Origin of the sequence: Saezia sanguinis, assembly GCF_003991585.1 — a bacterium.
Lineage (GTDB): Bacteria > Pseudomonadota > Gammaproteobacteria > Burkholderiales > Burkholderiaceae_C > Saezia > Saezia sanguinis.
The window spans coordinates 138,427-150,333 of the sequence record NZ_PQSP01000002.1; the positions used below are offsets into that span (position 1 = coordinate 138,427).

The window sequence follows — 11,907 nt, forward strand, 5'->3', positions numbered from 1 at the left end:
ATATGACAATGGGGTCGATTTTGGTTGTGGATGATGAGCCCGATCTACGGGCTGTTTATGAACTGGCATTGGTTCGGGAAGGATATGATGTGGATACGGCCGGGACCGTGTCTGATGCGCGTGAGTTGTTGTTGAAGAACCAGTATCAGGTGATGATTACCGATATGCGCCTGCCAGATGGCCTGGGGATTGAGCTGGTCAGAATGGTGGGAGAAAACAACCGGCCGGAGAAATGTCTGGTGGTGACTGCTTATGGCTCGGCTGAAAATGCCGTGGAAGCGCTGAAGGCCGGTGCGTTTGATTACCTGACCAAGCCTGTGAATCTGAAACAGTTGCGGCAAATTGTTGCCACAGCCATCCATATCGAAGGTGGCGGACATGCGGTTGCCCCCAATTCAGCGCCGGGTGCCAAATCGCCACCACCTGATGCGGCGGTTGCGACCAGGCAATTACTGGGGCATTCGGCGGTTATGCAGCAGGTGCGCAATGTCATTGCGAAGGTTGCGCCCACCATGGCGCCTGTGCTGGTGCTGGGGGAGTCGGGGACGGGTAAGGAACTGGTCGCACATGCCATTCACCAGAGTTCACACCGTGCGGATGGTCCGTTCATAGCGGTTAACTGCGGTGCCATTCCTGAAAACCTGATGGAAGCTGAATTTTTTGGTTACCGTAAAGGGGCGTTTACAGGAGCGAATGAGGACCGCGCGGGGTTGTTTGCATCGGCGGCAAACGGCACCCTGTTTCTGGATGAAATCGGAGAGTTGCCATTGGCCATGCAGGCCAAGCTCCTGCGTGTGATTCAGGAACGTGCCGTGCGACCTGTGGGAGCCAATATCGAAGAAGCGGTAGATGTCCGCATTATCAGTGCAACACACCGCAAGCTGGCTGAAGAGGTCAAAAAAGGGCGCTTCCGACAGGATTTGTTTTACCGTTTGAATGTCATTGAAGTGCTGGTGCCTCCTTTGAGAGACCGGCAGGGGGATATTGAGGAAATTGCCCAGTACATATTGCAAAGAATATGCCGTGAATCAGGCTTGTCTGCGCCACCCAAATTAACGCCCGAAGCATTGCAGGCGTTGATGAGTTATGGTTTCCCGGGGAATGTGCGTGAACTGGAAAATATTTTGCACCGTGCAGTGGCTTTGAGCAACGGGGTTGTGATTACAAGAGAAGACTTGTCTTTGGTACACGCCCCAGGTTCAGCATCTGCGGCGGAGCCTGCCACACATGCTGAACAGATGACCGAACATGTTTTAGCCGAAGCGAAAAATATGCCGTCTCTGCCGGTTGCGCCGGTCGTGGCTGCTGGCGCGGTTCTTCGTTCTTCTGATGAGCCATTGCCAACCAACTTGAGTGATCATCTCGACCAGATTGAGCGGGGTATGCTGGTACGTGCATTGGAGATGCATAATTTTAACCGTACAGCCGCTGCTGCTCAGTTGGGTTTAACGCTCAGGCAGATCCGCTATCGCATGGAGCGTTTGGGGATTGATGTGCCGGAGTCCAGGGATAACGATAATGCCTGCTGACACGATACTTTGGCAGGACGGCTGGTATCGTTATGCCAAACATATCCGTTCACCCAATTTCGGGCAGCGGCCTGATAGTGTGTTGCCGGAACTGGTGGTGCTTCATTCCATCAGCCTGCCGCCGGGGGTTTTTGGTAATGGTGCAATTGAAGCCCTGTTTTTGAATCAGCTGGACTGGTCGGCACATTCTTATTATGAAAAAATCCGTGGGACAACGGTCTCTTCTCATTTTGTCATAGACCGCCACGGTGTATTGACACAATACGTTTCATGCAACCAGCGGGCGTGGCATGCCGGGCGCTCCTGCTGGCAGGGGCGGTCAGAGTGCAATGACTGGTCCATCGGAGTCGAACTGGAAGGACTGGAAGGGTTGCAGTTTGAGGATTTTCAATACGAAACACTCTCTGCCTTGATTGGGGCGCTGTGTGAGTGCTATCCGATTACCTGGGTGGCAGGGCACGAACATATTGCGCCGGAAAGAAAACAAGACCCTGGTCCTGGTTTTGACTGGACACGATTAAAAGCCATGACTGGCCTGTCATCACAGGCGTTTCCTCCCGAGGTATAAAACTCTGGTGCTGTGACCGGATGATTCTGCAAAGGATGGGTTTTATCCCGCGACCTTTTTTTAAACAGCGGTGCAATGCAATGTGGATGGTGGGGGTTATCCGCCAGCAGCATTTCAATTTCGAATGTGCAGTGCACGCCGGTACTGAATGGCTTCGGACAGATGCTCCGTTGTAACCTGCTGGCTTTGTGCCAGATCTGCAATGGTGCGTGCAACACGCAAAACCCGGTGAAAGCTGCGCGCACTCCAGCCCAGTTGCGTGGCTGCGCGTTGTAAAAATTGAGCTGACGATGAATTGAGCTTGCAGGCGTGGTCAAGCTGCTTGCCGGATAACTTGTGGTTGGTATGGCCCTGCCGTTGTATTTGAATGTCTAACGCCTGTGTAACACGTGCAGCAATATGGGCGCTGGATTCTGCTACTGAAGGGTGCATCAGTTCTGAAGGAGGCAAAGCGCTGACTTCTACCTGCATGTCAATGCGGTCCAGAAACGGACCAGAAAGCTTGTTCTGGTAACGGGTAATCTGGTCTGGCGTACAGCGGCAATGGTGCGCGGTATCGCCAAGGTAGCCACAGGGGCAGGGGTTCATGGCGGCAATCAGTTGAAACTGGGCCGGGTATCGTGCCCGCTGAGCTGCCCTGACGATGGTGATCTCACCGGTTTCAAGCGGTTCACGCAGTGCCTCCAGCGCATTGCGTGGAAATTCGGGCAATTCATCCAGAAAAAGCACGCCATGGTGCGCCAAAGAAATTTCACCTGGCCTGGGGGGAATGCTGCCGCCAACCAGCGCGACGGCAGAGCATGAGTGATGTGGCGATCTGAAAGGCCGCTGGCGCCAGTGTTTCAGATCCAGATGGCCATCCACACTGGCGATGGCAGCGGTTTCCAGCGCCTCTTCAATGCTCAGTGTTGGCAAAATGGTGCACAGACGTTGCGCCAGCATCGATTTGCCGGTGCCTGGCGGTCCCACCAGCAGTAAAGAGTGCCGCCCCGCAGCGGCGATTTCAAGTGCCCGTTTGGCGGTCGTTTGTCCGTGCACTTCGCTCAGGTCAATGCCATAGTCTGGTGCTATCGGAGCATGTTCTGGTTGTATGCGGGTGCATCCGGCTGTGGCCGAAGCGTCTGAAGCCATACCTTGACGACATCCAGAAATAAGAAACTGCACCACATCTGTCAGATGTTGGGCCGCATAAACCTCAATATGGGTGACCAACGCGGCTTCATGCGCACTGTGGGCAGGCAGTATCAGGGCACGCTGCTGCTGTTTGTGTTGTTGCAGTGCCATGCTCAAGGCACCCCGGATCGGGCGCAATTCGCCCCCCAGCGAGAGTTCGCCAGCAAATTCATAGCCGTCGAAAACAGCAGGGTCCAGTTGCCCCGATGCAGCCAGAATGCCGAGCGCGATCGGCAGGTCAAACCGGCCGGAATCTTTGGGCAGGTCTGCCGGTGCCAGATTCACGGTTATTCGTTTATTGCTGGGGAATTCAAAACCGCTATTGATCAGTGCTGAGCGCACACGCTCCCGGGCTTCTTTGACCTCTGTATCTGCCAGGCCCACCAATGTGAAGCTGGGCAACCCATTGGCTAAATGGACTTCAACGGTGACTTCAGGTGCCTGAATGCCAATGACTGCACGACTGTGGAGGATTGCAAGACTCATGTTTGCACCAATTCTGGGAGGTTTGTGTGAGTGGCATGCACATGATTTGTGCATTGCAACATATTGGAGATACTTGATTTTAACGTCTGCAACACAGATAAAACAGTTGGATTCATTTTCACGCACATTCTGATAAAGAAAGAACACGGACGTTTGAGCAAGGTGAAATTTCAGGCTGGCATGATTTCTGCAAAACAATACTCAGAATATCTTTTTGAAGGTTAACGCCTCTCATGCTTTCAGCGGCGGAATGCCCTTCAGAAAGAAGTAGATGAAGTATGTGTGCATTTCAACAAACGAGGATCACTATGATGAAAATGATCACCGCCATCATTAAACCATTCAAGCTTGACGAGGTTCGGGAAGCGTTGTCAGACCTGGGTGTCCAGGGAATTACGGTTTCCGAAGTCAAAGGGTTTGGCCGTCAGAAGGGACATACCGAACTGTATCGGGGTGCCGAGTATGTGGTTGATTTTCTCCCGAAAGTAAAGATTGAAGCGGCCGTCAGCTCTGAAATGCTGGAGCAGGTCATCGAAGTGATCGAGGGAGCCGCCCGAACCGGCAAGATCGGTGACGGCAAAATTTTTGTGTACGACCTGGAGCAGGTTGTGCGCATCCGAACGGGTGAAACGGGTAAAGACGCTTTGTGATGGAAGTGGGGATTGACATGATGAATAAACGATGTGCTTTAGTGGGATTGGGGGCTTTGCTGAGCGTGTTTGCAACTGCTGCAAATGCGCAGGAGGCGGCTCCTGTATTAAACAGTGGTGATACAGCATGGATGCTGACCTCCACCATGCTGGTGATTTTGATGATCATTCCCGGTCTGGCTTTATTTTATGGCGGTATCGGGCGTGCAAAAAACATGTTGTCGGTATTGATTCAGGTGTTTGCCACGTTCTCGCTGATTTCCGTGTTGTGGGCGATTTATGGCTATACGCTGGCATTTGGTGCAGAAGGCGCGGTCTTTGGGGACTTCAGTAAAGCATTTTTAATCGGAATTACACCGGATTCTCTGGCTGGCAGGGCTTTTCCTGAACTGGTGTTTGTATCGTTCCAGTTGACATTTGCCGCCATCACCTGCTCGCTGATTGTGGGCGCGTTTGCAGAGCGCATGAAATTTTCTGCGGTACTGATTTTCATGGTGATCTGGTTCACGTTCTGTTATGTGCCGATTGCCCATATTGTGTGGGGGCCTGGCGGCTTTCTGGCAAAAGATGGCGCGATGGATTACGCAGGCGGTACCGTGGTGCATATCAATGCGGGTGTTGCGGGTCTGGTGGGTGCCTATCTGGTGGGGAAACGCATTGGTTTTGGGAAAGAAGTGCTGGCACCCCATTCGGTGACACTGACAATGGTGGGCGCAGCACTGCTGTGGGTGGGCTGGTTTGGTTTTAATGCCGGCTCGGCCACTGCGGCCAATGGTGGCGCCGGACTGGCGTTTCTGAATACCATCTTAGCCACCAGTGCGGCAACACTTTCCTGGCTGGCTGTGGAAGGGTTGCTGCGGGGCAAGGCTTCCATGCTGGGTGCTGCCTCCGGCTGTGTGGCCGGTCTGGTTGCGGTCACGCCTGCCGCCGGGTTTGTCGGCCCGATGGGTTCTATTGTTCTGGGCCTGATTGCAGGTGCTGCCGGATTCTGGGGGGTAAATGGTCTGAAACACATGTTGCGTGTTGACGATGCGTTTGATGTGTTTGGCGTGCACGGTGTGTGCGGAATCATTGGAGCCATTCTGACCGGTGTTCTGGCTGCACCTGCTTTAGGGGGGTATCCGCTGGATGCCGAAACGTATTCAATGGGTGCGCAGGTTTGGATTCAGGTGAAAAGCGTGCTGGTAACGATTGCCTGGTCCGCAGTGGTGGCTTTCATTGCCTATAAAATCGCGGACATGATCGTTGGTTTGCGCGTTGGCGAAGAGGCCGAGCGCAGTGGGCTGGACCTGGCGCTGCATGGCGAAGTGGCCTACCGCGATTAGTATCAGTTGTCTACGCTATCTCTTCTGAGATGGATATTGGCCCGGCACATGCCGGGCTTTTTTTATGAATTTGTGATGCGTCTGAAACTCACGGGCAGGCCATTACGGGCAGTTTAGTCCACCAGCATGCGGTGTTTCAGTGCCGGCAACTGGGTGCGGATGGTATGAATGTACTGGCGATCCATGTCTGCAAAAATAACGCCGGTACCTTCGGCCTGCATTGACAATATCTGGCCCCATGGATCGACGATCATGCTGTGCCCCCAGGTCCGGCGCCCGGTCGGGTGTATTCCGCCCTGTGCGGCTGCCAGGATGTAACACTGGTTTTCAATCGCACGTGCACGCAGCAGAATTTCCCAATGTGCCTGGCCGGTATGGCAAGTGAATGCCGAGGGTATCAGCATGAGGTCACAGGGCATGCTGCCGGGAGCCGATAACTGGCGGTACAGCTCTGGAAAACGCAGGTCGTAGCAGACGCTTAAGCCGATTTTCAGTGTGGCACCGTCCGCTGTTGGCATGGTGAATGTTTTGGTGGTGGTGCCTGCTTCATGAACAGTGGATTCATCATAATGTTCTGAGCCGTTGTCGTAACGGAACAGGTGAATTTTGTCATAGCGTATCACCAGCTCGCCTTTGGGGTCATAGACCAGGCTGCTGCTGCGCACCAACTCAGAGGAGTCTTCGCTGCGCAGGGGAATGGTTCCCCCCACAATCCAAATGCCTAAATCTTTAGCGGCTTTGGACAATGCCGATTGTATCGGGCCATGCTGAAGGTCTGCTTCGTATTCTGCATACTGCAATTTGTCATGATCTTTGAATCCCATGGCGCAGAAATATTCGGGTAAAACGGCAAGCTGAGCGCCCCCTTGTGCGGCGGTTTGCAACAGCCTGAGTGCGGTTTCGATATTTTCGGCGACCCGTGGGGTGCTGACCATCTGGATTGCAGCAATTTTCATGTACGATACCTCCTATGAGTTTCAATCATCCCTGAAACGGGCATTTTTGGCTAGTATGACCACATGCTCTGGTGAAGTGTTATGGCTGAACCATGTGACCACTTCCTGCGAAAAGGGATGGTTATTTCCGGTTGTCTGGCGCCAGATCAGGTACTGCTGGCGCAGGGTTGGCAGGTTCAGGCGACTGGTCCGTCACATCCGGCTCTTCCCAACTGCCCGAAATGTAATAGACTTTTGTAGCCATGCGGCGCAAAGGCTCGCGCAATACCAGCTGTGCAGCCAGTGAGCCAATGCCTACGGCAGGGTTGACCGCAGTCAATGCCAGCGAGGCTGCGCCGGCATTGATTTCAGGTGCTACCGTAACTTGAAGCTGCTGGGTTTGGTTGCGCAGGTCAATTTTTCCTGTGGCGTGAACCAGCGCATTAACGCCATTGAGCTGCAGCGTATGGATTTGCATGAGGCCGTTGTCTATCAGGAAATGCCCATCCAAAGCGTTGAATGCGAGCCCGTCTTTAAACACATCCCGAAAGTCCAGTGACAGGCGGTTGGGCAATGATTGCAGGCTTAAAACGCTGAGCAGGCGGCTGGCCCGCGGGTTGGCAACCAGCAGTTGTCCTTTGCCCAGTTGCAGTGTCAACTGGCCATGCAGGGTGTTCAAGTCAAAATGGTAGGGCGCGGCATGCCAGCTCAGTTCTCCTTTCAGCGTACCAGGCGCATTGGCAATGGAATGAGACAAGTCAAGCTGTGTCAACAGTTGCCCTGCATCGGGGGTATTCAGTGCCAGTTCAAGTGAAGTGGTCGGTGCCGGGGTGTTGGCCCAGTAGCCTTTGGCCTGCAAGGTGGACGCGCCGGTTGTCAGGTTGAGCTGGTCGATTTGCCAGCGTGGCGGAACCACGGTACGGTCAGTATGGGCGGTGAATGCCAGTTTACCTAAATCAAGGGCGCCGATGGAAAGGTGATCGATGTCCATCTGAACATCGGGTAAAAGTGTGAAAATATGGTCTGGCGAAACAGCAGCGGTTTCATCTGAACCGGCAGTGCTTTCCAGATCCAGTTCAGGCAGCTTCAGGCGCGAAAGCCGAACACGCAATAAGCCCAAAGCCGTATCGCTTGTGGCAGCCTGCCAGTCCAGTTGTCCGGCTGCTTCCCGGGTATTGATTTTGGCGCCCCAGTCCCGGTTCTGGCGCTGCATTTGAATCTCGGCCTGATGAAGTGTCAAATTCGGGCTGATGATGATTTGATCGATCTGGGCTTTGACAGACTGGGGCCACCACGCTGGCAACGTTAGCGTGGTTGAGCGTGATGCGCCTGTTGTCGCTCCCGGCTGTTTTGAAAGCTCGGCTAAAAATGCCTGCCATCCGGAAATGTCCAACTGCGGAAGCTGAATCTGGGCAGTTGTGCCGGCAATCGGCATGACCGGTTCCTGATTGATGCCGATGCTTCCTTGCGTGACCGTGATACCGTTGCTGCCGGAGTCTAAAACATAGTTGGCGTGAATGGTAGGAAGTTGTTGGGTGGCAGGGCGTGTCAACAGCTCTATGCTTAAGGGCCAGAAGGTGCCGTTCTGGGCCAGCGGAGTCAGCGTGATCAGCAGTGGATATGCATCCTGTTCGGCCTTGTCCAAAGGAGATGGCAGTTTCAGTTGCATACCCACCAGATCGCTTTGAATCTGAAGGATCTGCTGCTGATTTTCGGTCCGTGCCTGAATGGTAAAACCGGTTGAGCCTGCCAGCCACTGCTGGACAAACGGCAACTGGTGGCGCCAGTTTGGGTCGTTCAGCAGGCCTTGTGCGGTCAGCCGGCCGCTGGCTTGAATGCTGAGGCCTTTGTCGATGGTCCATTGGGCTTTGCCATGTAAGGCACCCCCTAAAGTTTGGGCCTGTATCTGGTCGATGAAAAAACCTTTTTCCGTAAAGTTCAATTGTCCTTTGACCTGCTGGAGCTGCGGCATGAATGGCCACAATGACAGCGTGTTATCGGCAAAGGTGATTTGCCCTGAGACGGTGGATTCATGTACTTTTTCAATACTGATATCCAGTTTGAGTTGCGTATCCGTTTTTCCCGAGGCGGTGGCTGATGCCAGAACGTCATCCAGCAAATGGCCAATGGCTGACTGGTTAATCGCGCGCAATTGTTCGCTCAGGGGGCCACTGACTGTACCGCTGACGCGAACATGTGTATCGTTGTGGTTCCAGTCTTCGATGGATGCCTCTTGTGCAGATAGCTGGATGTCCGGCGCATCCCGTACCTGGCCTGTCACATTTTGCAGCAGCATGCCCTGGCTGGTGAAACGAAGCTGGCCATTGACGTGAGACAAAACCGGCCAGGGGCCTTGTCCGGCGGAGCGGATCACCTCCGGGGCGTAATCGAAGGTGACATCGTGACCTTGCCCTTCAATCAGGAATGTGCCGGTTCCCGGTAAGTGGAAGGGAAAGTCTTTGAGTGGCCCTTCAATATGAAAATGCCCGTCAGAAGCGGTTCCTGCAATCAGTGCGGATTTCAGATAATCACGGATTTCCTGCGGAATGGACAGTGGCAGATAACGGTAAACGTGGGTGGCATTGCCCTGTTCCAGTGTGCCGGTCAGTTGCAGGTAACCGGCCTGATCGTCAGGGTGTTCTGCAGAAGGGCGTTTCCAGTCAATTTGGGCATGAACTTTTGCACTGTCATTGAGCAGGTCGAAGACGGGGGTGCTGATGTGCATTTCGCCATTGGCCTGTTGTTTCCAGTGAATTTCGGCGAAGGCCTGTTGCACCTGGATGTCGGGTTGTTCGAACAGTCCTGGGAGGGAAACACTGCCGTCATTGATGCGAAGTTGTGCCTGCCCATCTTTTTCGTTGAATGCAAATTCTGCACTGAGCCGGCTGACCCCCGGGCGCGCAATATCCATCTGGTGTGTATCGGGTGGCTGCGGCCTGGCGGTTCCCGGAGCCAGGTCCAAACGGTTGATTTGCCCGGAAACGTTGTAGGTCATGGCATGCGCTGCATGCTGTTGCCATTGCGCATTGAGGTATTCAACCTCACCCTGGGGGTTGGCTGAACCGAGCAGTGTCTGTGCTTTTTCCGGCAGTGGCAGCCGGCGTGCCAGCTGGGCCAGCAGCCCCAGGTTGACCCGGCCGGTTTTGATGATGCCGCCATCCAGGTTGCCTTCTGTGTCGAATCGCCAGCTGATGTCCAGATGGCTGGGGTTCCATACCTGCGTATCGACAGCGCTGTGATCGGGCTGAGTCTGGCTGGCTGTGCGAAATGTGAGGTCATCTGTTTGCAGGCGGTACGTACCTTGCTGCCACGATCCTGTCACTGTGCCTTTGAAATCCTGCAGGTGCAGAACAGGCAGTTCCGGCGCTGTCTGCAGTTCCACTTCTGTCAGGTTCAGTTTGGCGCGGGTTTCAGCAAGCAGTCCTTCCTGGTTGTACTGGGCCCATACTTCAACAGCGCCGTGGCCTTGAGTCAGTTCGATTGGAAGTGCAATATAGTTTTGCAGTTGTTCAATGTTGGCTTCAGGAAAGCGGGCGTAGGCAGCACCCTCCCAATGTTGCAGTTGCCGGGCGGAAGATGCATGCGGCTGAATGAAATTGCCCTGCAGCAAAAAGCGGCTGCCCCAACTGGCAGGGGGCGTCGCTTCAATTTGAATATGGTGGTTACGTCCCTGGCGGCGTATGGATATATCGGTTTCGGTCAGGTTGAAAACAGGCACATCCAGCAGATGGTCAGTCCATCGGACCTGCCCGTTTTGAATAACCAGTTCAGATTGTTCCAGTAACCACAGAACACTTTCCGGCAACAGGGCAGCACCGGTTTCGCTCTGAGCGGAAGGGGGCGCATCGAGCATGGCCGAAATATTGATGCCGGCAATTGAAATCTGCCCATTGCTTTGACGTTCGATGTCCAGTACAGGATTTTTCAAAATGATTTTTGAGAACTGAAGATCGAACAAAAGAAGTGTTTTAAAAGATGGCACAACAGCAATTTCATTCAGTGATAAGGCTGCCTGCCCGGTTGGATTCAGTACGCGGACGCCGTGCAATGTCACCACTGGCCACAAGCCCTGGCGCTGTGCGGAGATTTGCTCAATCAGAACGGGGGCGCCCAAGTGCGTGCTGGCAAGGCGCTCAATATCTGCACGATAGTGGTCAATCCGGGGCACAACCCAGAAGTTCAGTACAGCCCAGGCCGTGATGAGCAGCACAGCAACCGCAATGAGGGCGCCCGTGATCATCCGTTTCAGCAGGCGCAGTCGTTTTGTTGTGTTGGAAGCGGGCGGAGCGGATGGCGGCGTCATGCAAAAAAGTTTTAAGTTATATGGCTATGATAGTGCACAATGATAAAGGTTCTCATTATTGGATGCCTGACGATACCATTTTATCTCCCAAGAGTTTGACGGGGATGGTACGGTGAATGGTCTGTTGGGTCAGTGTTTGTGGAAAACTGGGGGTGAGAGATTGGGGGATGTTGAAAAATGCGCATTGAAGGCGTTTTAGCGGTAAAGGTAGCGTGCGTGCGCATACGGCACGCGTTCAAATGGCTTGGAATTACATTTTTGGCAGCAGTGCTTGCATTGGTTTTATTGTTATGCATGCGCCCTTTATTTGCCGAGCAGATCAATCTGGCGGGCTACAACGCACAAACAGATGCTGAGCATTATCTTTCATTGCCTTTTTCGGGAGCAAATTTTCGCGCCAATTCTGCAATCGGCTATGGGGCCGGACGCTACTACCTGAGAGGGAAGGCTGCGGCCACTGTGGCGGCTGCTTATGAAAAGCTGTTGCACCGTTTTCCGCATGTGCGCTATGTGTACGGCGAGATGGGTTGGAATGGTGGCGGGCGTTTCTGGCCGCACCGGACGCATCGCCAGGGCATGAGCGCAGATTTCATGACCCCTGTTTATACCCTGGATCAGGCTGGCAACAGGATGCCGGCCGTTCTGCCGACGAATGTCTTGAACCTGTGGGGCTATCATATCCGTCTGGATGAGCAGGGCCGCGTTGCCTCTTATCAGCTTGATACCGCTGCGATGATCGCCCACCTTGTGGCACTGAAAGAGGCCGGTGCTGTGTATGGGGTGCGCATCAGACAGGTGATTTTTGACCCGCCTCTTTTAAAACTGTTGCGTGCAGATCCGGCATTTTCAGCATTAAAAGGAGTGTCTTTTATGGAGCGGCAGGCATGGTTTCCCCATGACGGGCATTACCATGTGGATTTTGAAAGTGTGCGTTAGCC

At 53.8% G+C, this 11,907-nt stretch carries 8 protein-coding genes; 5 read left to right on the forward strand and 3 right to left on the reverse strand.

Features of this window, described 5'->3' with window-relative positions; translation table 11 throughout:
• Positions 1-2 precede the first annotated feature (2 nt).
• Positions 3-1,529 carry a sigma-54-dependent transcriptional regulator gene (locus tag CUZ56_RS04700; protein WP_126978775.1) on the forward strand — a complete coding sequence of 509 codons (1,527 nt, stop codon included), beginning with the start codon at positions 3-5 and terminating at the stop codon, positions 1,527-1,529.
• Positions 1,519-2,097, forward strand: a complete 579-nt coding sequence (gene ampD / locus CUZ56_RS04705) for a 1,6-anhydro-N-acetylmuramyl-L-alanine amidase AmpD (RefSeq protein WP_239442046.1) — start codon at positions 1,519-1,521, stop codon at positions 2,095-2,097. The genes CUZ56_RS04700 and ampD overlap by 11 nt, the downstream gene beginning before the upstream one ends.
• A 114-nt stretch (positions 2,098-2,211) precedes the next feature.
• On the opposite strand, the gene CUZ56_RS04710 is transcribed toward ampD, so the two are convergent.
• Complete coding sequence (locus CUZ56_RS04710) at positions 2,212-3,756, reverse strand: YifB family Mg chelatase-like AAA ATPase (RefSeq protein WP_126978779.1); 1,545 nt, start codon at positions 3,754-3,756, stop codon at positions 2,212-2,214.
• A gap of 311 nt (positions 3,757-4,067) precedes the next feature.
• Between CUZ56_RS04710 and glnK the strand changes: the two genes are divergently transcribed.
• Entirely contained in the window at positions 4,068-4,406 is a 339-nt protein-coding gene (gene glnK / locus CUZ56_RS04715) for a P-II family nitrogen regulator (RefSeq protein WP_126979644.1), read from the forward strand.
• Positions 4,407-4,426: 20 nt separating this feature from the next.
• A complete protein-coding gene (locus CUZ56_RS04720; protein WP_126979646.1) occupies positions 4,427-5,731 on the forward strand; it encodes an ammonium transporter in 1,305 nt (434 codons plus the stop codon).
• 113 nt (positions 5,732-5,844) lie between these two features.
• On the opposite strand, the gene CUZ56_RS04725 is transcribed toward CUZ56_RS04720, so the two are convergent.
• Both CUZ56_RS04725 and CUZ56_RS04730 read right to left on the reverse strand, forming a co-directional pair.
• Complete coding sequence (locus CUZ56_RS04725; protein WP_126978781.1) at positions 5,845-6,687, reverse strand: carbon-nitrogen hydrolase family protein; 843 nt, start codon at positions 6,685-6,687, stop codon at positions 5,845-5,847.
• Positions 6,688-6,808: 121 nt separating this feature from the next.
• Entirely contained in the window at positions 6,809-10,969 is a 4,161-nt protein-coding gene (locus tag CUZ56_RS04730; RefSeq protein WP_126978783.1) for a YhdP family protein, read from the reverse strand.
• 258 nt (positions 10,970-11,227) lie between these two features.
• Here CUZ56_RS04730 and CUZ56_RS04735 point away from each other — a divergent pair, with 258 nt between their 5' ends.
• Positions 11,228-11,905, forward strand: coding sequence for a replication initiation protein (locus tag CUZ56_RS04735; protein WP_126978785.1), 678 nt, complete (start codon positions 11,228-11,230; stop codon positions 11,903-11,905).
• Positions 11,906-11,907 lie beyond the last annotated feature (2 nt).